The 22,755-nt window shown below is 33.1% G+C and carries 22 protein-coding genes; 11 read left to right on the forward strand and 11 right to left on the reverse strand.

Annotation, left to right across the window (positions count from 1 at the left end):
• Both QXQ25_04220 and QXQ25_04225 read left to right on the forward strand, forming a co-directional pair.
• Positions 1-210 (forward strand): hypothetical protein (locus QXQ25_04220; protein ID MEM0160910.1); only part of this gene is annotated, 210 nt, incomplete at its 5' end.
• A 384-nt stretch (positions 211-594) separates the two neighbouring features.
• Entirely contained in the window at positions 595-1,365 is a 771-nt protein-coding gene (locus tag QXQ25_04225) for an exodeoxyribonuclease III (GenBank protein MEM0160911.1), read from the forward strand.
• Between the two features lie 10 nt (positions 1,366-1,375).
• Here the strand turns inward: QXQ25_04225 and QXQ25_04230 are convergent, their stop codons facing one another.
• Complete coding sequence (locus QXQ25_04230) at positions 1,376-2,017, reverse strand: hypothetical protein (protein ID MEM0160912.1); 642 nt, start codon at positions 2,015-2,017, stop codon at positions 1,376-1,378.
• A 427-nt stretch (positions 2,018-2,444) separates the two neighbouring features.
• Between QXQ25_04230 and QXQ25_04235 the strand changes: the two genes are divergently transcribed.
• The 3 genes from QXQ25_04235 to QXQ25_04245 all read left to right on the forward strand — a co-directional run bounded on the left by QXQ25_04235 (position 2,445) and on the right by QXQ25_04245 (position 4,463).
• Complete coding sequence (locus QXQ25_04235) at positions 2,445-2,891, forward strand: Lrp/AsnC family transcriptional regulator (protein ID MEM0160913.1); 447 nt, start codon at positions 2,445-2,447, stop codon at positions 2,889-2,891.
• Positions 2,892-2,977: 86 nt separating this feature from the next.
• Entirely contained in the window at positions 2,978-4,042 is a 1,065-nt protein-coding gene (locus QXQ25_04240) for a bile acid:sodium symporter (GenBank protein MEM0160914.1), read from the forward strand.
• 1 nt (position 4,043) lies between these two features.
• Positions 4,044-4,463, forward strand: coding sequence for a universal stress protein (locus QXQ25_04245; protein MEM0160915.1), 420 nt, complete (start codon positions 4,044-4,046; stop codon positions 4,461-4,463).
• A 107-nt stretch (positions 4,464-4,570) separates the two neighbouring features.
• Here QXQ25_04245 and QXQ25_04250 read toward each other — a convergent pair whose 3' ends face one another.
• From QXQ25_04250 to QXQ25_04260, 3 genes are all read right to left on the reverse strand, one after another.
• The gene (locus QXQ25_04250) at positions 4,571-7,006 is read right to left on the reverse strand and encodes a plasma-membrane proton-efflux P-type ATPase (GenBank protein MEM0160916.1); all 2,436 of its coding nucleotides are present in this window, start codon (positions 7,004-7,006) and stop codon (positions 4,571-4,573) included.
• Between the two features lie 219 nt (positions 7,007-7,225).
• Complete coding sequence (locus QXQ25_04255) at positions 7,226-8,062, reverse strand: GNAT family N-acetyltransferase (protein MEM0160917.1); 837 nt, start codon at positions 8,060-8,062, stop codon at positions 7,226-7,228.
• Positions 8,055-9,188: a M20/M25/M40 family metallo-hydrolase gene (locus tag QXQ25_04260; GenBank protein MEM0160918.1), complete on the reverse strand. Its 1,134-nt coding sequence runs from the start codon at positions 9,186-9,188 to the stop codon at positions 8,055-8,057. Before QXQ25_04260 ends, QXQ25_04255 begins: the two co-directional genes overlap by 8 nt.
• A gap of 107 nt (positions 9,189-9,295) precedes the next feature.
• On the opposite strand from QXQ25_04260, the gene QXQ25_04265 reads away from it, so the two are divergent.
• Complete coding sequence (locus QXQ25_04265; GenBank protein MEM0160919.1) at positions 9,296-10,261, forward strand: helical backbone metal receptor; 966 nt, start codon at positions 9,296-9,298, stop codon at positions 10,259-10,261.
• Positions 10,262-10,265: 4 nt separating this feature from the next.
• Here the strand turns inward: QXQ25_04265 and QXQ25_04270 are convergent, their stop codons facing one another.
• Positions 10,266-10,700 carry an Lrp/AsnC family transcriptional regulator gene (locus QXQ25_04270; GenBank protein ID MEM0160920.1) on the reverse strand — a complete coding sequence of 145 codons (435 nt, stop codon included), beginning with the start codon at positions 10,698-10,700 and terminating at the stop codon, positions 10,266-10,268.
• Positions 10,701-10,836: 136 nt separating this feature from the next.
• Here QXQ25_04270 and QXQ25_04275 point away from each other — a divergent pair, with 136 nt between their 5' ends.
• Complete coding sequence (locus QXQ25_04275) at positions 10,837-11,772, forward strand: asparagine synthetase A (protein ID MEM0160921.1); 936 nt, start codon at positions 10,837-10,839, stop codon at positions 11,770-11,772.
• 3 nt (positions 11,773-11,775) lie between these two features.
• Here QXQ25_04275 and QXQ25_04280 read toward each other — a convergent pair whose 3' ends face one another.
• Entirely contained in the window at positions 11,776-13,743 is a 1,968-nt protein-coding gene (locus QXQ25_04280) for an MFS transporter (GenBank protein MEM0160922.1), read from the reverse strand.
• Positions 13,744-14,126: 383 nt separating this feature from the next.
• Between QXQ25_04280 and QXQ25_04285 the strand changes: the two genes are divergently transcribed.
• On the forward strand, positions 14,127-14,930 hold the full coding sequence (locus QXQ25_04285) for a hypothetical protein (GenBank protein MEM0160923.1): 804 nt from the start codon (positions 14,127-14,129) through the stop codon (positions 14,928-14,930).
• Here the strand turns inward: QXQ25_04285 and QXQ25_04290 are convergent.
• From QXQ25_04290 to QXQ25_04300, 3 genes are all read right to left on the reverse strand, one after another.
• Positions 14,919-16,151 carry an orc1/cdc6 family replication initiation protein gene (locus tag QXQ25_04290; protein ID MEM0160924.1) on the reverse strand — a complete coding sequence of 411 codons (1,233 nt, stop codon included), beginning with the start codon at positions 16,149-16,151 and terminating at the stop codon, positions 14,919-14,921. The two genes, QXQ25_04285 and QXQ25_04290, sit on opposite strands and share 12 nt — an antisense overlap.
• A 104-nt stretch (positions 16,152-16,255) precedes the next feature.
• Positions 16,256-17,476 (reverse strand): GTPase HflX, encoded by a 1,221-nt coding sequence (gene hflX, locus QXQ25_04295; protein MEM0160925.1) that lies wholly within the window; start codon positions 17,474-17,476, stop codon positions 16,256-16,258.
• The gene (locus QXQ25_04300) at positions 17,452-18,711 is read right to left on the reverse strand and encodes a folylpolyglutamate synthase/dihydrofolate synthase family protein (protein ID MEM0160926.1); all 1,260 of its coding nucleotides are present in this window, start codon (positions 18,709-18,711) and stop codon (positions 17,452-17,454) included. Before QXQ25_04300 ends, hflX begins: the two co-directional genes overlap by 25 nt.
• Before the next feature lie 195 nt (positions 18,712-18,906).
• Between QXQ25_04300 and QXQ25_04305 the strand changes: the two genes are divergently transcribed.
• The 3 genes from QXQ25_04305 to yciH all read left to right on the forward strand — a co-directional run bounded on the left by QXQ25_04305 (position 18,907) and on the right by yciH (position 20,453).
• Positions 18,907-19,587 carry a helix-turn-helix domain-containing protein gene (locus tag QXQ25_04305; GenBank protein MEM0160927.1) on the forward strand — a complete coding sequence of 227 codons (681 nt, stop codon included), beginning with the start codon at positions 18,907-18,909 and terminating at the stop codon, positions 19,585-19,587.
• Between the two features lie 17 nt (positions 19,588-19,604).
• On the forward strand, positions 19,605-20,102 hold the full coding sequence (locus tag QXQ25_04310) for a hypothetical protein (GenBank protein MEM0160928.1): 498 nt from the start codon (positions 19,605-19,607) through the stop codon (positions 20,100-20,102).
• Between the two features lie 75 nt (positions 20,103-20,177).
• On the forward strand, positions 20,178-20,453 hold the full coding sequence (yciH, locus tag QXQ25_04315; protein MEM0160929.1) for a stress response translation initiation inhibitor YciH: 276 nt from the start codon (positions 20,178-20,180) through the stop codon (positions 20,451-20,453).
• Positions 20,454-20,475: 22 nt separating this feature from the next.
• Here yciH and QXQ25_04320 read toward each other — a convergent pair whose 3' ends face one another.
• Entirely contained in the window at positions 20,476-21,438 is a 963-nt protein-coding gene (locus QXQ25_04320; GenBank protein ID MEM0160930.1) for an aldo/keto reductase, read from the reverse strand.
• Between the two features lie 87 nt (positions 21,439-21,525).
• Positions 21,526-22,752, reverse strand: coding sequence for an MFS transporter (locus tag QXQ25_04325; protein ID MEM0160931.1), 1,227 nt, complete (start codon positions 22,750-22,752; stop codon positions 21,526-21,528).
• Positions 22,753-22,755 lie beyond the last annotated feature (3 nt).

Below are 22,755 nucleotides of genomic sequence, written 5' to 3' on the forward strand. Positions count from 1 at the left end.
ACAATTTTAAAAAAACTCTTTGATCTGATCTCAGAAAATACTAACTTATTATATTTGGATGAATGTCACTTCAACCAGCATGGCTCCAGATACAGAATATTGTTAACAGCAGAGGATAGAGATCCAGTAATATTACAAGAACATACAAGGAACAGTATCAGAGTATTTGGATCAGTAAATTCAAGAAATGGACAGTTCAGGCAAAGATAACAACCAGTTATAACGCTATTACATTCAGAGATTATCTTATGGAAATATCTCCAAAAAAATAAAGATATAGATAATACTAGATAATGCAAAGTATCATCATGCAACATCGCTAAACGAATTTCTTGAAAATAATAATGTAATACTTGAATATCTACCACCATATTCTCCAGAGCTTAATGCGATAGAAAGAGTATGGGAAGTTATAAGAAAACTAGAACATCAATATTTTTCATCAATTTGTGATCTTGTATTAGGACTTAATGAACAACTCAGAAGTTTCAGCAAATCTAATGAGGCTTTAAGAAAATTATGCAAAATTACTTAATACGTTATTTATAAATTTTAGATAGAAAACATTATTTATTAAAAAGCTATTAAAATATTATGAATTTAAAATTGGTATCTTGGAATTTAAATGGTTTGAGAGCTGCTATTAAAAATGGACTTTTTGAATTTATAAAGGATATAAATGCGGATATTATCTCGTTTCAAGAAATTAAAGTAAATCAAGCAGATTTACCTCTTGAAATTTACAATTTAGGATATAATGTATATTTAAATTCTGCTGTAAAAAAAGGATACAGTGGAACATTAGTTTTATCTAGGACTAAACCTATTACAATTAAGAATGGAATAGGTAATGAAAAATTTGATAGCGAGGGAAGGGTTCAAACTTTGGAATTTGATTATTTTTATTATATTAATTCTTATTTTCCTAATTCTCAACCTGATTTAAAAAGATTAGAATATAAACTTGAGTTTGACAAAATATTTTTAGAATATACTGAAACCCTCCGTAAGAATAAACCATTAGTTATTGCAGGTGATTTTAATGTAGCTCATACAGAATTAGATATAGCCAGACCTAAAGAAAATGAACATAATGCTGGGTTTACAAAAGAAGAGAGAGCCTGGATGTCTGAGTTTTTAAATAAAGGATATATAGACACATTTAGAATATTTAACAAAGATGGAGGTCATTATTCTTGGTGGTCTTACCGATTTAATGCTCGTGCAAAAAACATTGGCTGGAGAATAGACTATACTATAATTACCACAGAATTATTAAAATATGTCAAGAATTCTTCTATTTTAGAGGAGGTTAAAGGATCTGACCATGCTCCAATACTCTTACAGCTTTTATGGGATAGTTGATGTGAAAATATTATTTTCTATGCGCAAATAGATACACTGCAACAAAAAATATGGCGAATAAAGGAATCAGTAAAAGATCAGACATATTCGTGAATGCTTCAGAAAACCAGAAGACTGAAAAAGATAAGAGTAAAGCTGATACTGCGACTTTCATATTAGCCTGTTTGATCTTTCTTACTTGGCTTCTAAGTACAGCGGTACCAATTACAACGATGATTAGACCTGCTGACAGACCAAAAAATGTGGAATTATAGTTTATAGGGATAAGTGCTACAAGTACAATGGCTGCTTCAAATGCTTCTACTGCTCCCACAGAAAAGCCAGTATAAAATAGGCCTTTCTCTATCTTTTCGTCATTGGAATTTCCTACACTTCTAGATCTTAATACTGCTCTTCTAGAGCTTCTAGCAAGTCTTAATCCAAAATAAAGCAGTAAGAATCCAGCCACAAGCCTGATAAGTAATATTGGAAGTAAAGCGATCTCTTTGCCAATAATAAAAGTTATTATCAATACCATTGCTATTCCTAACCCTACATATAAGAACGCCTTTGATCCGCCTTCTGCATAAAGAGCTAAAGCTACTGCTGCAGCTTCAGAAATTTCAAGAAGTGTGATGCCCATAGCCGCAAGAAATATTGCAAAATCTATCATTAATAACTTAAATTGGATAATGATATAAAAAAATATTGTTAAATAACTGTTCAAACAAATGAAATTATTTCAGAAAATTGTATATACAAAAGAAGAACGCAACAATACAGTTGCAGTAGAAAAGAGCTGATCAACTATTTGATGGAAGATCCGTATAAATATCTAAAAGAATAATTCAAGAGAGAGAATTCAGAAGCAGGATTTTCAGTAGACAAAAGAGAATTTGGTTGGGACACAAGTCAAAAAAGAGAAGATAGAATATCGAGAGCACAAATATGCATAGTAACAAATCACAACATTTTTTTGATGGGGAAGTAAAAAGGACTTATGTTCCCGAACCTAAATATTCGAAAGAATTAAATAATGGAAACAGAATTATAAAATAGCTCGATATTCATAATGAAAAAAGGTTTGTTAGGTGTAATAAATGAAAAAAAATGTTAAAGTAAGTGTACTGGACAATTTAGATCTTGATATTTTAAAATTTTTAGAGGAAGATTGTACATTAACATATCAAGATATAGCAGACAAGCTAAACAAGAATTTATGGACTGTTAGAGATAGAATTACATTACTGAAAAATCGTGGTGTGATTAAAAAATGTAAAGGGATACTGGATTATAGCTTAATGGGCTATGATTGTAAAGGAATATTACTATGTAACATTCCATCAAATCATATTGAAGAGGCAATCCAGTTTATGAAAACTCAAGAGGAAATCAAGACCATAACTATTATTACTGGAGATAAAAGATTTATTATTACCATAATTGGCAAAAAATGCAATGACATCAGAAATTATATAAGAAGATACTTTACCAAGTTTGAGATATATAATACTGAACTAAACATAGTGTTAGAGGAACCGCTATAATATTTAGCAATTTTTTGATTATTTTACATTTAAAATACAATTTTTTGTAAATAATTTTTAAATTAATAAATCAATATTCACCGTTTATGACTAATGATTCAAAGTTAGTAAAATTAAGAGATCATCTGGACAAATTTTTAGCAGTATACGTGGCCATAGCTATAGTAATAGGGCTACTTGCAGGATTGCAGGCAGGTTCGTGGGTGCCTGGACATAAAGCATTCTTAAGTATGTTAGAGCTTGCTGCCATCATTATAATGATATTTCCGATGATGGTGATGTTAAACTTTAACGGGCTTGCAAAAGGATTTAAATCCTGGAAAATGCTTATAGTAGTACTTTTAATGAACTTTGGTTGGGGACCTTTATGGGCCATAATCTTAGGGGATATATTCTTGACCAATCCATTATTGAGACTGGGTGTATTTCTGGCTTGGCTAGTACCATGTTCTTCCATGTCTATAGGTTATGTGGGGTTAATGCGCGGAAACATAGAAGCTGCAACAGCGATGGTTGCAATAACCTTTATTCTAGCTATACCGATAATTCCAATTTTAGCTGACTGGTACGGTTCTGCATATCATGTAAGCGTTCCTATGATGTTACTGATCACCACTATCATAGAGATCATAATAATTCCAATGATTGTAGGACTGATAACACATAGTGCTTTGTTAAAAAAGTTGGGTCCAGCAAAGTTCAAGCAATATTCTCCGATCTTTCCGTCAGTGACAATGATCGGAATGTTCTTGATAGTGTTTGTCATTTTCTTTTCAAATGCGAAACTAATGGAAATGCATATAAGCTCAGTAATTGATATCTTTTACATTGCTGTGATTTTTGGAACTATATCGCTTCTGTTCATGACACTTTTTCTCAAAGCTATCAAATTCAATTTCTGGGACGCTATGGCTGCAACGTTCCCCAGCATTGGCAAAAATGAAGCCACGGCAATAGCCATTGCGGCTCTGGCTTTTTCACCATTGGTTGTCATTGCACCATCCGTGTTTCCAGTATTTCAAATCATATTTTTGGTTACTTACATAAAATTAAGGCCCAGAATTGCACATTTCTACGGCATCAAAACAAGGGATGTAACCTTTAAGGAGGATATGGAAGAATCAAAAACTGTACAAAGTGGAGGTGAATAAAATGAAAAATGTTTTAATCCCAGTAGATTTTTCAAAAGACACAGTAGAATTTGTAAAGAAAGGAATTGCATTATTTTCAGACTTGGAAACAATAAATTTTCTATATGTTGTGTCATTGAGCATCAAAGAGCTGGAAGAATACGTAGATCCAGAATCTGTCTCTTTCGCAAAATCCGTGGCAGAGAAGAAAATGACTGAACTTATAAAAGAGTTAAATCTTAACAAAAAGTATAAAGTAGAATACGCAATATCTGATGGAGATCCAGCAAGGGTGATCATAGATCTGGCAAACAATGGAAAATTTGATGCGATAATTATAGGGCACAGAGGTTATTCATATATAGAAGATTTTTTCATAGGCAGTGTAACGCTTAAAGTCATATCGAAAGTTAATATTCCTGTGATCGTCGTAAAAAAATAAAGTACCTTATATATTTTTTTTATTTTTCTCAATAGCTGCTATTAAAAAATGATATTTTAAAAAGTCCAGAAACTTTTCATTATTCAAGATACAAATTTTTATTTAAGTTATCTTGCCACTCCTACTTTTTTAAGCATAAGCTTAATAGCATCATTTAAAAATAGGCCTACAATAAATGTATAAACAATTATAATTACAAAATAGTATAAGGACAATGTCGATACAATACCAAACCCAAGTAGAGAAATCAATGCTACCGCTATCATGTCAGCTATAATAGATATGAAAAGAGTTTTGCCAGGCTTCGAGCTCCAGAAAGGACCTCTTTCCCTGAGGATCAGCGGAGTTAATAACCCAAAATACATAATACTTGCAAAAAAGAATGTGTTCATAACATTGATATTCGAAGATAACTTAAGATAGATTATGGCAATGTATAGAAGGCCAAACATTTCTATAGTTTGCACGATTCCTAGAATAATACTATATTTAAATAAGCTTGTTACGTTCCATTTTTCTGGTTTTTTAGAGCCTCTAGTATTATCCGTAGATATGGATATGGTAACAAAATCAATTAAAAATAGGAACAGAACAATATCCAAAGCAGAGATCACATAATATCCGGTTATCAAAAAAGCCAATGCTACAAATACTGCTATCTGAAATGTTTTAACAGTTTTATTTAATACCCATGTGACTATTCTCTGATATATTTTTCTCCCATTTTTCACTAAATCTACTATATTTGATAATCCTTCTGAGGTAAGTACCACACTTGCAGCGCCTTTAGCCACATCGGTAGCAGTGCTTACAGCAATACCTACTTCTGCCTGTTTAAGTGCAGGTGCATCGTTTATGCCATCGCCGGTCATGCCTACTATATGCTCTTTAGCTTGCAAACTTTTCACAATAATATATTTGTCTTCTGGATAAACTTCCGCAAAAACGTCACTTTCTTCTGCTGTATTTGCAGCTTCTATTGGATTCTCTGATTTTAAATCTTTTATCTTTGAAGAAGAAACTATCTTATCACCGAGCCCAATCTCCATAGCTATCTCTTTTGCTATTGGTGCAGCGTCTCCAGTTAACATCTTTACTGAAACTCCTAATTTATTAAGTTCTTGAATGAAACTGCCAGTGTCTGTTCTGGGCATATCATATAAAGCTACTAATCCGCATAATCTTAAAGGCCCATTATTTTCAGATATTGCAACAGCGAGAGTTCGATATCCTTTTGTTGCAAAATTATCCATTTTTTCAGATATCTCTTTATCTATAGCTATGTTACACAAAGTACTTATTACACTTACTGCTCCCTTCACAATTTTATATTTTTTGCCATCTTTCTCTACCTCTGCTTCAGTTCTTCTAAGGCCGGGATCAAACGGTGTAAATTTCTCAACTGCAAAATTTGAAATTGGCAAGTTTCTAGCTTTTGCCTCAGAAATAAATGCAATATCTATTGCATCTTGATTAGCTTCTTGAGATGCAAGAGCACCATAAAGAATAATGTCGTTTTCAGAAAATCCATTTAATTCCACTGTTTTACTAATTGATAATTTATTAGAGGTTAGTGTACCTGTCTTATCAGCGCAGACAACGTCCATAGATGCCGCGTCTTCGATTGCGCTTAAACGTGTTAACAATACGCCTTTTTTAGAGACTTCAAGTGACCCAAAAGCCATACTAACTGTAAACATTGCGGGAAGTGCTACTGGCACTGCAAAAACTATTAATACCAATGCTAAAGGAATAACTGTAATCAAGCTTAGCCCTCTAATGTATGTTACCACAAACATTGCGCCAATTAAGGTAAGTACAATTATAAGCAATCTGTCTACAATTTTTGTTGTAATTTCTTCCATATGTAATTTAGGCTTTGCAAACTTGATGAGCTCGGTAGTTTTTCCAAAATATGTTTTGTTGCCGGTTTTAATTACTATTGCCGTAGCCTCATTTCTTCTTATAATAGAACCAGAAAATAGTACATCATTAATTTTCTTATCTACCGGCATAGATTCTCCGGTAAGGGCAGATTGATCAACCTTCAAAATATTATTACTGGCTATTTTTAGATCTGCGGGAACGAAATCTCCTGCCCTAACTCTTACAATATCTCCTGGGACCAATTCTCTTGCCGGAACTACTTTCCAGATCTTATCTCTTAAAACTCTAGCATTAACCTGTAATTTCTTTCGCAATATTTCCACTGCCTTAGTAGCTCTTTCTTCCTGCGTAAAACCAATGATCGCATTTACTATAAGCAATCCTGCAATAATATAAGCATCAATATAATTGTGTATAAACAATGAGAATACTATTACAATCTCTAGCATCCAAGGTGTAATTCCCCAGAACTTTTTCGCAATGCTTAATATAGCACTCTGTTTTTTTTCCAGTATCTCATTATATCCATATTCGCTTTCTCTCTTTTTTGTTTCTTCTTCGGTCATACCATCTTCAAGGCTTGTTTTTAAAATACTTAATACCTCTTTATAATCTAACTCTTCTATTTTTACTCTATTTTCTTTTTTATCTGACATAAAAATCACTTTTTCTATATATACTGAATGATAAAAATTCATTACCTCTAATAATTTTCATAACCCTGAAAAAACATTTAGCATTTTTATATATATATACTATTTTTATGATTTTATTTGTTAACATTTTATTCACTGATTTTTGATAACGTTAATCATACTTAAATTTTTGTAATTTATTCGATCAAAAATTATGATCTAAAGATAATGAAAAAGATATTATTCTAAAAATATAGATTTTTCAGGTACCATGTCTGGAAGTATCTTAGAGGCTACCTGATAATTAGCATTATCTTCAGTATAAAAGTCTAACAGCGCGTATCCTTTTGAAAAATAATGTTCGTAAACCTTGGCAGATAGAGTTCTCCATCGAACAGCTTCCTCAGGTTTATATTCTTTAATAGATACAATATTTTTGGGGATCTCAATAAGAATAGTATCATCTTCTAAGTTAAGATCTATGTTCTCAATAATCCTGATATCACCCGCCTCTTTTGTAATTATGGATTTATTCAAATTAACATAACTTTTTTTTGTACCTTTTAGTTTCTCTGCTACATATTCTGAATTAATATACCATTCAGCTACTAAACGATCAGATCTCAGCCCTCTGTTTAGTGAGTCAGTCATTGTTCCATAATGATTTTCAAGGTATACTCTTGATATGGCTCCAAGTTTGCGAAGATTGAAATTGGAATTTAGACCTTGCAACGGATCAAATGTCCAGCTAATTAAGTCTATATTTTGTTTTTTTGCCCATTCTCGCTGTTTCAATTTTAAGTTTTTACCAATATCCTTTTTTCTATAATCCTGTGCAACCCCCGTCATATGTGAATAAAAATACATCTTTGAATTTTTATAGCCTATGAACCCAAAAGATATGCCTACCACTTTGTCCTCATCTTTAGCTATGAGGACTAGCCCACCATTGGATTTAATGCCTGTAATGATATCTTTTAAAATGGTAGCTAGATCTATAGCGCCCCATGCTTTTTTAATTACCTCCACACCCGATCTGATTTCATCGGGATCTTCAACAGCGATTATTTCAAGCATTTTCTATCATTCTCCTGTACATTTTTTGCATTTGAACCAGTGTAAATATAGAGACAGACTCATCTTTTCCATGAGCATTATCATTCAAGAAATCACCAGGCCCGAGTGTAATGGTCTCTGTGCCTCCATTAATCATATATGCAGAATCATTAGAGCCACTTCCTCCTATAAATGCAGGCTCATAGCCAAGTACCTCCTTCCCGGCAGTTTTGGCTATTTTTATGATCCTCGAATCTAAAGGTATTTCTCCTGCAGGATTTTCTCCTATAATATTAATGTCCACATTCAATGTAGGATTTTTATATTTTTGAAGTTTGATACTGTCTTCAATTACTTTAATTATATCTTCCTTCTTTTGAGATGGTAACATTCTTATGTCAAGTGTGCTCTTCGCTAGATCAGGAATTACATTTACTTTTTCTCCACCTATGATTGTTGTCCCTATAGAGATAGTAGGTGATGGAAGATATGGATGCTTTTCAAATTTAAAATTTACATTTTTTAAAGATACTAACAAGTCTGCAAGATTTAAAATGGCATTTACTCCTCCAGCAGGATTGCTTGCATGTGCACTTTTTCCATAAGAAACCAGCTCTATCCAGAGTGATCCTCTTACTCCAGGCCGAATATATACTATGCCACTATTTACAGAGCCTTCCATTACTACGCCATATTTGCCCTTTATTTTTCCAATTATACTTTTTGTCCCGAAATTTCCGCCTGCCTCCTCATCTGCTACAAAAGCAAATTTACATTTTTTTAATTTCTCTTTTTGGCCAGAGTCTATAATTTCTTCAATAGCAACAATTATCGTTGCTAAAGCCCCTTTCATATCAGAACTTCCTCTACCATATATCCTTCCATTAAATACCTCCCCGGTAGGATCATGTACCCAGCCAACTCCAATAGGGACCGTATCCATATGCCCATTAAAAACAATATCTTCACCAGTCCCAAATATAAGATTTACCCTGCTTTCAGAAACTTCAATTCTCTCAAATGATAAGTAGTTTTTTAACCTGTTTTCAATAATGTCTGCAACAACCTCTTCATTGCCTGGCGGATTCTCACTCTTTGCTCTTATAAGATCTAACGTTAGAGAAACTATTCTATCTTGAATATCCATAATATGGTGAATAATTAATGTCTATAAATATTATTTGCACCTTTGCCAGCAAAATTTATATATTAAAGTGTATTTTCATTTTTTAAAATATACTTGAGGTGAAATTAATGAAAAGAATATATGCTATTTCGATAGTTGTTGTTTTAATCGTTGCAAGTTTTGCAGTAGGATTTGAAATGAATAATTCCAAGCCGAAGCTTTCAGGAAATGACATTGTTACTGTTGTGGATGACTATAATACCGTTGTTAAAGTGCCCCAGCCAGTTAATAGAATCGTATCACTGGCACCTTCAGATACAGAGATATTATTTGCGTTAGGATTAGGCAATAAGATAGTCGGGGATACTGTATACGATAACTATCCTGCTGCGGCAGCTAATATAACACACATAGGTGGTGTTACTAACTCAAGTATCGAAGAGATAGTAGCATTGAAACCGAATCTGGTTTTAGCATACAGCAATTTCGAGCCTAACGTGGTTGAGAGCCTTAGAAATTTGAATATTCCGGTGATAGTTCTGAATCCGCCTACAATAGCCTGGGTTATGCACGATATATCTATCGTTGCCCTGGCAACTAATACCACTCCTCGTGCAGATTATCTCGATAGCATGTTTAGTAATCTTACAACCGATATACAAAATGATTCATATAACATTACAAATCCGCTGAAAGTGTTATTTTTAGCATGGTATAATCCGATTTATACGGCAGGGCAGGGTACCTTTATTAATGGAATGATCAATCTTGTAGGTGCAATTAACGTTGCCGGAAATGTGACCCAACAATGGTTCGAAATGACGGAAGAAAGTGCAATAGCATCAAATCCAGATATAATATTGCTTGCCTCTTCCAACAGTTTTATAGAATCGGACATAAAAAACGATTCAATATGGAAAGATGTAAACGCGGTAAAAAATAATTCATTCGTGATAATGAATGATGTTTATTTACTGCAAGCAGGGCCTCAGATATTCTTAGGTTTGGAGATGCTTGCTAAGATCATTTATCCATCGATTTATGCTAATTTGCCATTGATCACATACTCTGAAATATTCCCTTCAAATCTTTAATTTTTTATTGTTTTACCGTAGAGAAAACTGTGATTGTTTCGGTTTTACCTATACCTTTCATCTCTCTTAACTTATCAAGAACAAAGTTACCTACCTCTTCAATTGTAGATAGCCTTACTTTCAGTAAAAGATCCCATTCACCGGCAATTATGTAAACTTCCTCTACTTCCTTATATGATGATATCTTTAAACCAAGCTCTCTCTGTGTAATCTTTTCTTTTGGGTCAAATGCCACAAAAATAAATGCTATGATCGGCAGTCCCAGTTCTTTATAATTCGGTTTTACTGTAAATTTATCTATAACCCCATTTTTGATCATTGTTTGCATTCTTTCATAGATAGTTATTCTTGGAATATCCAGATTTTTAGACATCTCAGATATTTTATCTCTGCCATGCTCCATCAGGTATGTTATAATCCTTCTATCTTTTTCATCCATAAAGATGGTTAAGTATAACTATTATATATTTTTTTAGACTAAATGTTCAAAATTAACTTTAATAACTAACATAAAATATACAAAATGTCTATTTTTTGATAATAATGTTTTTATTAGATTTATAATTAGAGATAATATGAAATCTCAAATAGATGTAGAAGGCATAAAGAAACATTTAGAGAAAAAAGAGCTGAAAGATGCAATATCTGTACAGAGCAATATCAGAACCATTCTGTCAGAGTTTTTTAAACAGCGAGGGTATTTAGAAATTCCGCCTGTTATAATCTCACCTTTGACAGATCCGTTAAATCACCCTGCAGAAGATTCATACATTAACTACTATGGAATGCCCTATATTCTCACTAAAAGTATGATATTTCACAAACAGATTGCGGTTCAGTACCTGAACCAGATTTTCGCTTTTTCACCAAATGTTAGATTGGAAACTGTTGATAAAAATAAGACTGGCAGACATCTTTCAGAATTCACACAGTTTGATTTGGAAAAAAAGCACGGTACTAGAGCAGAAATGATCAATATCGTTGAAGATTTTTTTGTTTATCTATCAGAAAAGATAAATGTATTAAATTCAGAAGAACTTAGCAGATTTAACAGAACTTTGAAAATTCCGCAGCGACCTTTTAAGCAGATAAAATTCACGGATGCGGTGAACGTTTATGGCTCAGATTTTGAAGCAAAGCTGTCCAGTGAAATGGAAGAACCTTTCTGGATCATTGATATACCGTTGCAATTTCGAGAATTTTATGATAGGGAAGATGCTTTAAATCCAGAGATATTGGTTGATATGGACCTTATCTATCCAGAAGGTTTTGGAGAAGCTTTGTCCGGTGGAGAGAGAGAATACGATTACGAAAAAATAAAAGAGAGAATATTGAAGAAAGGGCAAGATGAAAAAACATTCGAGTGGTATCTTAACTTTGCAAAACAGGGACTTGAGCCTTCTGCTGGTTTCGGAATTGGAATTGAGAGATTGACCAGATACATCTGTGGCTTAAAAAGAATAGAGGATACCCATCCGTTTCCCAAGCAGCCAGGTGTGATCTCACTATAATATTTAAGAGTATTTTACAGTAAGATCCATGATAACATCAGCAACATCTTCACACTTATCTGTAACGGCTTCTAAATATTCATATATTTCTTTTAACTTAAGTATATTTATTGGATCAGATTGTTTAAATAATTCTCCCAGTGCAGAATCGAGTATGTCATCTGCATAGTTTTCCAGAGTATGTATTTCTTTACATTTTATAATGATATCTTGATAATCTCCAATTCTAATTTTTCTGATCTCTTTCAGAGCAATCTCCAGCTGTTCTGTAGATTTGACTATTATCTCTGTCAAAGCAATCATTTCAGGCGTGTTTTCTTTGATCTCATATAGAACGATTCTATTGCTAGTAGCTTCTATAAAATCAATAATATCGTCAATAGCATTAGACAGTGCAGCAATGTCAATTACATCAATAGGCGCAGATAAAGATCTGTTTAGCTTGTTAAATATATTGTGCACAACCTCATCATTATCATGCTCTATACTTTTTATTTTCTTCTGCCTGATTTTTAGGTTATCGTATGAACTGACCATTTCATATAATTCTTTAGCTGAGGCCCTCATGTTAGTTAATAGCTCATCAATCAGTTTCGAAAATTCTCGAAATAGCATTGATGCATCTTCCAGTGAAAGATTTTTTGTTTCTTCTCCCAGAGAAACTGTAAGAACAAGACCTATTATTGCAGCAATGCTTACAAATAACAGCATAGGAACTACTCCAAATAGCTCCAGTATTATTGGTAATAAGAATACACCTGTGATCGCGCCCATTCTACTAAAAGCAGTTGAGGTACCTTGTCCAGTAGCTCTCAATCTGGTAGGGAACAACTCTGTTGCAATAACCCATGTCGTTGTGTTAGGGCCTGCATTCATAGACAGTTGAAATATTGCAAATAAAACGAACATGGCTAAGATCGTGGTTGGATATGCAAAAGCTAAAATTATCAGAGACAATGCCATCCCTAAAAATCCAAAAGCCTGTAACTTTAATCTTCCTACCCGGTCTATCAAAAACATTGCAATAATAAAACCAATAATTCCAAATATATCCAGTAATGCAGTGCCTTCAATAGATGCAAAATGTGTTTTAAATCCTAATCCTAGCAATATCGTTGGCAAAAAAATGCCTATGCCGTAAACTGCAATGTCCATAAAGAACCATGGCAACCATGAAAAGATAGTTCTGCGAATATAAAACGGAGATAACAGCATTGATGCCTTCACTTTATCGGTTTCAGGCACTTTTAAATTATATTTTTCAGTGCTTTTAACTACACCTGCCCTCGCTTCAAGATCATTGATCACTTCATTAGCCTTTTTACGCTCTCCTTGACTAATCAACCATCTGGGAGATTCCGGCATTCTGGTCCTTAACAATATTACCACTATTGCAGGCAAAACTCCAGAAAACAACATCCATCTCCAGGCATCAGGCCCTAATGATACCATGCTTAACCCCACCGCAGCAGCAGTTAGAGAGCCTATACCCCAAAACATGAATGTTAAAGAAACTATTCTGCCCCTATACTTTGCCGGTGCAAATTCAGATATATATGTTGAACTAATTGGATAGTCTGCCCCAATGCCTATGCCTAGGAGAATTCTGAAGAGTATCAATTCAAAAATGTTTTGTGAAATAGCTGACAAAAAACCAAAAATTACAAAAAATATGAGATCTATCACATACATTGCTTTTCTTCCATATTTATCGGTAAAATGACCTAAAGTAACTGCGCCGACAAACATACCGATCAATGCGGAAGATGCAAGTAACCCTGTGTAAACTGCAATAGTATTGGGACTGCCCAAACTGCTGTTTAACCATAATGGCTTTATGAAGAGAAGTGCTACGGAGATTATAAACAGATCGTAGCCATCCAAAAATACTCCTGCTGCAGAAAGCAGAAGCATTTTAATATGAAAGTTTGAAAGTGGTAAATTATCTAAACTTAACTTTTCATCTTCCAAAGAAATCACCTATTATAGTAAGTGTAATGTTCAATAAATATTAAAACTTAGCTAAATTTACAGATTTATCATTTTTCAAAATAAGATATTATCAACTAAAATTTAATTGATAATATTGATATAAACAGGAAATTATGTGATCACTGCAGTATATATTATGTATTTATGATCATTCAAGATCCATGCTAAGAATTGCCAAGGTCTAATATGCTATGATTATTGCATGTTTTTCAGTCTGTTTTTACTAAGTGGTATGAAAAATTAATAAATAAATGCTTAATGCACATATTTTTATTAATTAAGTGATTGGTAAACGTAAAACATCTATCGCCATCACCGTTATTATGAAAAATATTTTATACGATCATAAATTATAGAATGCAATGGTAAAGAAAGATTCTTTAAATTCTATAAGAGCTTTGCTAATAGTCATAATAGCTATTGCATTGATTTTTATAGCGTTATTTGCATATTCTGGCATCTGGCCGCCAGTTGTAATTATAGAATCTTCAAGTATGCAACACGGAAGTCAATGGCAGTACGGTGTAATTAATACAGGGGATATGGTAATTGTAAAAAAAGTGACCAGTGTATCCGACATCATTACATATGTACAAGGCAGAGAGACGGGTTATAAAAGTTATGGAGATTATGGAAATGTGATAATCTATACCTCTCAGAGTGGTATGTCAATAATACATAGAGCTATATTTTATGTGGCCTCATGGAATAACACAGTTCCAGAAATTATCGGAGAACAAAAAGCAACTAGCTTTATGATCATATATGGAGAGGATGTAATAATAAAGGATATGGGATTTTCGCACCGAAACTTGCTAGTAAATCTTAGCCCGTTTATTGGTCAATCAGGATTTGTTACCATGGGAGATAATAATCTTGCTAATCTTCCTCTTTCATATTTTCAAGGATACACTGTATGCGAAGCCGCTGATGAAAATGTTGGCATTTCAAGTTCACTTGTAAACATTCATATGATCGAAGGCATAGCTCAAGGTTGGCTACCCTGGTTCGGGGACATAAAACTGATCGTTACGGGTAATACAATGTATATTCCATCAGACAGCTATTATTACCTGGTCATATCTTTAATAATACTGTTTTCAATTCCTGTTATCTATGATATCACTGTAGGATATATTAAGAAACAGAAAGAGCTAAAGAAGTAACGTTTGCTTAGCAAACCCAAAATTGCTTAATGCTGAAAAATATTCATCTTTCAGTAACAATTTTTTTATTTCGGAGGATGGGATAGATAGCTCTATAATCTTAGTTCTGCCATATCTCCCGAAAGATTTTACCTTCGTGCGAATTAATCCAAGCATATCCAGTTCGGATATTAGGTCTGTTATTCTTCTCACCGTAAGAGTGGGAAATCCTACTTTCTGTGTAATAATTTTATATCCATCAAATAACTCAGAAGTAGTTAGCTGAGATTTACCTGCTTCATCATGAAGGATAGCACACAAAAGTATCAATTTAGATTGTGGTGGTAATGTATTGATTGTTTCTATTACTGTATCTATCTCTAGCTTGGATTTAGCAGCTAAAATGTGTTTTTCTTCAATTCTGTACTCCCCATCTTGGCTTGCTATATCAACTGCGTATCTTAGAAGATCTATAGCTCTGCGTGCGTCGCCATGCTCTTGAGCAGCAATACTTGCTGCGAGCTTAACGGCAGAGTTGTCTATGTATTCAGTTAAATTTGAGCTTTCTACCCGTTCCAGCAAGATGTCTTCAATCTGTATAGCGTTATAAGGCCCAAAAACTATTTTTTCCTCATTTAATCTACTTTTAACCCTGGCATCAAGATACTCTGTAAATTTAAGCTCGTTAGAGATACCTAACAATGATATTTTGCTGTTTTTCAATTCTGAGTCTAAAAACAATAACCTGTATAATATATCATCTCCAGCGTTGGCTATTAATCTATCTATTTCGTCCAGAATTATTATTAATACTCCGTTCCAAGTATCGACATTGGATTTAACAACATTATATACTCTGTCCAGAGGCCAACCTGTAAATGGGATCTGTTCTTCACTAGCTATATAGTTTCCTATCGTTTGTAAAATAGAATATGTGCTATCAACCATCTCGCAGTTAATATATATGTATTCCAGTTTTTTCTTACCATAAAATTTCTCTGCCTTTTTCAGTTCTCTGCCTATGTATTTAGCCACGGCGGTTTTGCCGGTTCCAGTCTTGCCAAATATCAGAATATTTTTTGGCTTTTCCCCATTTAAGACAGTATAATATTCTCTTGCTAACATATCTATTTCTCGCTCTCTATGTGGCAATCTGTCTGGTATATACGAACTTTCCAATACTTCTTTCTTTATTTCAAACTTTGAGGAAGTACTGATATATTTCTCAAATATTGTTAACATCCTAAATCTCACACTGGTAAAAACGATATTAGATTAGAACTACATATACCTTTTTTAACTGAGATTATTACCAAAATGTTTATATTGCTTTGAAAAGTAATATATTAATCTGAATAGAATATATAATTTAGATCATGCAGTTTTTTATTGTATTTAGAATTCATTTTAAATTTAATATAATATTTATCCTTTTTTTCAATTTTGATTAACTTTCCGTATTCATATATGAAAGATAATAAAGGGCTGTAATCTACATTATCTCTAATTGCCAAATCATATTCTTTATCAAATTCAATAGATTGTTCAATAGCCTCTAATACCTCCTCAATATGTTCATTTTGCTTTGCAGATATCAGTATTATCTCTGTACCAAAATTTTGAATATATTCAATTTTGCTCTCTATATCTGAAGGTTTTAAGTCTATTTTATTTATTATTGTAATTATCTTGGATTTAGAGTGCTCTTTTAGAATCTGATAGGACAGATCGAATTTTTTATTAAAGATATCTAAAGGATCAGTTCCATCAATAATCAAAAGCACAAGATCAGACCTGTATATCTCTTCTAACGTAGCGCTAAAAGATTCGATTAACCAAGGTGGTATATCTTTAATAAAACCGACAGTGTCTGTAATTAGCACTTTTTGTTTTAATTTTACCTTCGCTATTTTTGGAACTAACGTTGAAAACATACGTCCTTCTATTAATACCTCTTCCCCAGACAAAGCTTTCATTAATGTGCTTTTACCGCTGTTTGTATATCCAGCCAGGCTAACTAGAAAATAGCCTTTTTCATTTCTATTTTTTCTCTGTATATCTCTCTGTTTTTTTATCTTTTCAAGTGTGTCATTTATCTTCTTCATCTTTTTCTTTATGTGATCTAGATACTGTGAAGCATCATATTCTCCAGCTGCCATAAATCCTGGATGCTCTCCTTTTTTAGATTTATGCACCCATTCTTTCAGCAGCGGAACCTCATACTTCAGTTTAGCCAGCTCAGTTTCTAACCTTGCTTCAGTGCTTTGTGCCCTATCTCTAAATATCTCAATAATTAGTCTGATTCGATCTTCAACTTCTATATCCAGCTCTTTTTCAAGATTATACCATTGAGTAGACTTCAAATCTCCGTTAATAACTACTATCTCAGCATTGTATAATTTCTCTATTTTTTTTATATATTCAAGCTTTCCGAAGCTGATAAAGTATTTGGCAGTGTACTCTTTAAAATACACAGTTTCCAAAATATTGAAATTCAAAGATTCTGCAAGAGATAAAAATTCTGCATCTTGTTCTCTACTAACTAATATTGCTCTTTTTTCATCCATTCTTCTAGCTCTCCCAATAAATAAAAAGATCCAGTTACCACTATAAAATCTGAGCTATCAATCGCAAATTTGTACGCTTCAACTGGATTCTTAAAAGCATACACGTTTTTAAAAAACTTTTTTGCTTCTTCTTTCAATAATTCTACATCTTTTTTCCGTACATCTTTAACTTCGGTTACTATTATGCTCTGGGACACCTTGCTTAAAACCTTGAGAAATTCCAATGAGTTTTTGTCTTTTAGCTGGGTTACAAGCAATAGTGGTTCTTTTTTATAAAATTTTTTAATCGTATTAACTAGCACTTTGGCTGCTCCTGGATTATGAGCAACATCAAATATAATTAAGGGTGATCTGCTCTTTATTTCGAATCTACCATTAATTTTGAAATTTCTAAAACCAGCCTCTATATCATTTTTAGATATATCTGTACTGGACAACTCTAACATACCGAGAGATACTAGGGCATTATTTATCTGATACTCACCAGGAACTGAAATAAACACATTATAGTTATTTTTCATCCCCTCTACGTAAAAACTGGTTCCTGATTCAGATATCTCTACCTGCTTAGGCTTATATAACTCAGCAATAGTAAAATATGGGGCACCTTTCTCTCTGGCTATTTTTTTAAGCGTTTCTAGAGGTTCTTGGGCTATTTGCCCAAATACTACTGGCTTTTTTGATTTTATAATACCTCCTTTTTCACGTGCAATGTCCGTTAAGGTATCTCCTAATTTATCGGTATGGTCAAATGATATGGATGTGATTCCTGCGGTTTCTGGAACTATTATATTTGTTGCATCAAGTCTACCACCCATCCCCACTTCTATTACCGCATATTCAACGTTCTTACTCTTAAAATAATCAAATGCCATAGCTGTCGTTACCTCAAAAAATGTTGGCTGAGATCCTTCTTTTGCAAACCTTTCGATGACCGGTTTTTTTTCCTGGATCCAATTACTCATGTATGAATTCTCTATAAGTTGATCCATTGCTATAATTCGTTCATTAAAATCCAGTATGTGCGGCGAAGTATAAAGCCCTGTTCGATACTTATTTTTAAGAATAGAGTAAAGCATAGTGCAGGTAGAACCCTTTCCATTGGTACCAGTGACATGAAAAGATTTGAAAGATAATTGCGGATTTTGGAGTTCAGAAACAAAATTCTGCATCGTACTTAATCCTAGTTTTATCCCGTACCTGGATAGTGAATATAGATACTCTAAATCATCCATGCAGTGAGATATTTCAAATCAGTATTAAAAAATTGCTTTTTATGATTCTCTCTAAAAATATTACTTATGCGCACATAATAATTTTCAATCGAGTTTTTATTACACTAAAAGATTGTAAAAATATGTTTTTTTCACTTTAAAATCTCGTTGTTTGTCGATATTGTTAAATATCAGCACGCTATAATATTATATAATATGAATATGGAACTCGAGGAAAAAATTGCCGGCGAGATAGTTCTGTCAGATCATCCGGGATTAACTATCAAAAAATGGCGTGAACAATTTAAAGTTTCCCAACAGGAATTATCTAAGATCATGAAGATATCTTCATCTGTAATAAGCGACTATGAAACTGGCCGTAGAAAATCACCCGGAGTATCGGTGGTTAAAAGGATAGTTGCTTCCATAATACTCGTTGATAAAAACAAAGGTGGAGAAATTATAAAGAGATATACAGAGTCATATGGGTCAGATGCTATCCTGGATATAAGAGAGTTTAAGAGTGGTATTAAAGCATCTGAAATTGTTGAAAAAATAGAGGGTAAAAACTATACAGAAAACATAGATCTCTCGCGAATACTTTTTGGGTACACAATTATTGATAGCATAAAGGCTATTTTAAGTTTCAATGCATATGATTATTTGAAAATATATGGATGGAGTAATGAACGTGCCTTAATTTTTGAAGGGGTAAAATATGGAAGATCGCCATTAATAGCAATCAGGGCTCACCCTCTAAAGCCAGCATTGATAGTCTTTGCCAGACCAGATAATGTTGATCCTCTGGCAATTAAGCTGGCAGAGCTTGAAAATATACCCCTTGTATCTACAAAATTAGATATAGATACCCTGATAAACAGGCTTAGAAAAATTTAGATTGGATGTGTAATTATATGGACAAAAAAATAGTATTGATCGGTTCAATCATTGCAGTTATCAGCATTTTATTGCTAGTTTTTTATGTACCTATTACGACACTCAGCGCTACACAATTATCTGAACAGTATAACAAAAGTAATGGCACATATGCATATTCAGAGGGAACGATTCAGAAAATTTCAGGAACTGTTGAAGCAATAAAATACATTCCTTCCTTCAATATTACACTGGTTACCTTAAACAACGGAAACGGATCCTGGCTGGCAGTATTCGGAAATATCACAAACAAATTAAAGATCGGAAATGACATAATCGCTGTTGCAACATTGATTAAATTACAGTTTCCACTTAAAGTTTATCTTGATATTATAACTGGAAGTTCTCTGCGATATGCGTGGTTCAGTAATGCTCACAATATCATTTTCTCTGGGAGTTATGATATATTCTTTAGCATATTCATTGTGTTAGGTGTATTAATTGCAGTATTCGGAGTTTTTAGGAAAAAACAATGATCTGCAGAACATAAAGTAACAAATCGATGTAATACTAGAAAAATATATATACTATTATTTATTAATAATAATCAGATGAGTAAAGTACAACATTCAGAAAACTTAAAAAATATGTTGGATCTCAGCACTGTTTTAAGAGTCAGCATTGACAGAAGAAGATACGGAAAATATATGACTATCATAAGCGGCTTAGAAAATTCTGACGCAGATATCAAGGAATTAACTAAAATTTTAAAGAGAAATATTGCTACTGGTGGTACGTATAAAGATGGAAAAATAGAATTGCAGGGTGATCATTCTGAAAAAGTTAAAAAATTATTGGAAGAACTGGGATACACTGTTGAAAGCTAGATAACTTTTATAATTTTTCCGCTCATTTATAGAACCAATTTATAACTTTAGAATACATTCCCTCTTTTATTTTTAAGTTCGCAGAAAGCGAGTCTATTTTTTTAATATCTTCTTCTTCAAGCCGCCAGTTCATCGCTCCCGCATTCAAGATTGCCTGCTCCTCATTTTTTGCGCCCGGTATTGCAATGTTACCTTTAGAAATAATCCAGTTTAAAGAAACCTGGGAAATTGTCCTGTTATATTTAGATCCTATTTCAGTTAACCCCCTAAAAAGAGGTTCAAGCACAGATAAGTTTCTATCTGTTATGAGACGATCTCTCTTTCTAGATTTATATAGCTCAAAAGTTTTTTTGTAATATTTGTCCGTTAAAATTCCTTTTGCAATTGGGCTCCAAGCTATCACAGAGATATTTTTTTTCTTGCAGTACGGTATGATCTCTTTTTCTGCAACATTTTGTATGATATTAAACCTGATCTGATCAGACACAATCTTTTCAGTCGATAGAGCATATTCTGCCTTTTTTAGCCATTTTACAGGGAAATTGCTCACTCCTATGTACCTTATTTTCCCTTGTTTAACCAGAAGCTCCATAGCCTTCATTGTTTCTTTGATATTTACAAAAAAATTAGGATAATGAATCTGATACAGGTCTATAGTTTTTACTCCTAACCTTTTTAAGCTTGAATCTGCAGCTTTGAGAACTTTATCATACTTCAGGTTCTCACCCTTTACCTTTGTAGCTATAATAACTGATTCATCTAATTTTTTTAGTGCCTCTCCCACGATGCTCTCTGATACTCCATCTCCATATAATTCGGCTGTATCTATAAAATTCACGCCGTTTTCAACGCTCTTTTCAATAGCAGCAATTATATCATTCTTTGTGTAATTTGTGCCCCAGTCTCTCATACCTGCCTGCCAGGTACCTATGCCTATTGGCGATATCATCAAATCTGAGGATCCTAATTTAATCAAATCACCCATGCTTATTCATATACTTATTCAAATATATATACATTTACAAATCCTTCTATCTTAACAAAATATCTAAATTGCAATAAAAATTTAGTGCTATTCCGATGATAAAGCTTCTTTTTTATTTGTTCTAATTTTAAAGAGGTTAATGCTTAAAAAGTATGAAATACCGGCAATAAATGTAATTATTGCAATATAAATCCAGAATATATACGAAACATTTTTAAGAATGTATAATAAGTACAAGCCCAGAAAAGAGCCTAAAAACCTGCCCATACTTGTTATTAGATTATAGGTACCGATATAGGTACCTTTTAAATTTTTAGGAGCTATAGTCGTAATAATCGTTTGTGTAGTAGGAGCCATAAAATCTTCGCCGATAGTGAATATTCCCATAACAAAGAGTATAGAGATTAGATTAGTGGAAAAAGCCAGAAATGCAAAGCCAATAGCATAAAATAATGAAGAAATGCCTCTCCAGAACACAGGGGATCCGCTCCTAGACATGATCTTTAAAAAAGGCATCTGCAATGCAATTACAATCAATCCATTTAACGAATAAATATATCCAATATCAATTATCGGTAGGTTATTGAGATCAAATGCATATAACGTAAGTGCTGGCCCGTTTTGTCTTAGCGCGAACCCCAAGATAACGCCAATTAATATAAAAACTACAAAAAATTTGTCAGCCTTAAAAATCTGATATGAAAATGCTGGTTTTTCATATTTTTTAGGAAAATAAGTTTCTTTAAAATATATATAGAGAATTATGCCTTCTACAACTGTTGATAATGAGGCTATCAAGAAAATATATGAATAATTAAAATAAGCCAGTATTGCTCCGAGCAATGGCCCTATTGCCGCACCCACATTTGTTAGTATACGGATCAATGTATATCCAGACAGCCTCTCATACTCTGTCGTTATATCTGCGACTGAAGCTTCTATAGCAGGGTATTGCAGAGCGTTCGATATAATTGTACCGTACCATGCCAATATTATAAAAATGAAATTTATCCTGAAATAAACGATATAAAACATTAAAAAATATAGTGCTGCTGTTGGAAATGGAACCATTATTAAGAAAAATCTGCGCCCTATTTTGTCAGTCCATATTCCTGAATAAAACTGTACTATGCTCATTATCAAAATCGCAAATCCAAGGAATATACCTGTTTCCAAAAAAGAAATATTATAAACAAATACAAAGACTAATGGCAGGAATATAAACGAGGACACTCTCCCAGAAGATCTGATAAATCTAGTGATCGCAAGGTACCACAATCGCTTATCCAGGTTCTTAAATCCATATTTATACATTTA

This window comes from Thermoplasmata archaeon, from assembly GCA_038729465.1.
Taxonomy (GTDB): domain Archaea; phylum Thermoplasmatota; class Thermoplasmata; order Thermoplasmatales; family ARK-15; genus JAVRLB01.

Coding starts and splice junctions, on each gene's coding strand:
- QXQ25_04225 (MEM0160911.1), top strand. CDS start 595: ATGAATTTAAAATTGGTATCTTGGAATTTAAATGGTTTGAGAGCTGCT.
- QXQ25_04230 (MEM0160912.1), bottom strand. CDS start 2,017: ATGATAGATTTTGCAATATTTCTTGCGGCTATGGGCATCACACTTCTT.
- QXQ25_04235 (MEM0160913.1), top strand. CDS start 2,445: ATGAAAAAAAATGTTAAAGTAAGTGTACTGGACAATTTAGATCTTGAT.
- QXQ25_04240 (MEM0160914.1), top strand. CDS start 2,978: ATGACTAATGATTCAAAGTTAGTAAAATTAAGAGATCATCTGGACAAA.
- QXQ25_04245 (MEM0160915.1), top strand. CDS start 4,044: ATGAAAAATGTTTTAATCCCAGTAGATTTTTCAAAAGACACAGTAGAA.
- QXQ25_04250 (MEM0160916.1), bottom strand. CDS start 7,006: ATGTCAGATAAAAAAGAAAATAGAGTAAAAATAGAAGAGTTAGATTAT.
- QXQ25_04255 (MEM0160917.1), bottom strand. CDS start 8,062: ATGCTTGAAATAATCGCTGTTGAAGATCCCGATGAAATCAGATCGGGT.
- QXQ25_04260 (MEM0160918.1), bottom strand. CDS start 9,188: ATGGATATTCAAGATAGAATAGTTTCTCTAACGTTAGATCTTATAAGA.
- QXQ25_04265 (MEM0160919.1), top strand. CDS start 9,296: ATGAAAAGAATATATGCTATTTCGATAGTTGTTGTTTTAATCGTTGCA.
- QXQ25_04270 (MEM0160920.1), bottom strand. CDS start 10,700: ATGGATGAAAAAGATAGAAGGATTATAACATACCTGATGGAGCATGGC.
- QXQ25_04275 (MEM0160921.1), top strand. CDS start 10,837: ATGAAATCTCAAATAGATGTAGAAGGCATAAAGAAACATTTAGAGAAA.
- QXQ25_04285 (MEM0160923.1), top strand. CDS start 14,127: ATGGTAAAGAAAGATTCTTTAAATTCTATAAGAGCTTTGCTAATAGTC.
- QXQ25_04290 (MEM0160924.1), bottom strand. CDS start 16,151: ATGTTAACAATATTTGAGAAATATATCAGTACTTCCTCAAAGTTTGAA.
- hflX (MEM0160925.1), bottom strand. CDS start 17,476: ATGGATGAAAAAAGAGCAATATTAGTTAGTAGAGAACAAGATGCAGAA.
- QXQ25_04300 (MEM0160926.1), bottom strand. CDS start 18,711: ATGGATGATTTAGAGTATCTATATTCACTATCCAGGTACGGGATAAAA.
- QXQ25_04305 (MEM0160927.1), top strand. CDS start 18,907: ATGAATATGGAACTCGAGGAAAAAATTGCCGGCGAGATAGTTCTGTCA.
- QXQ25_04310 (MEM0160928.1), top strand. CDS start 19,605: ATGGACAAAAAAATAGTATTGATCGGTTCAATCATTGCAGTTATCAGC.
- yciH (MEM0160929.1), top strand. CDS start 20,178: ATGAGTAAAGTACAACATTCAGAAAACTTAAAAAATATGTTGGATCTC.
- QXQ25_04320 (MEM0160930.1), bottom strand. CDS start 21,438: ATGGGTGATTTGATTAAATTAGGATCCTCAGATTTGATGATATCGCCA.
- QXQ25_04325 (MEM0160931.1), bottom strand. CDS start 22,752: ATGTATAAATATGGATTTAAGAACCTGGATAAGCGATTGTGGTACCTT.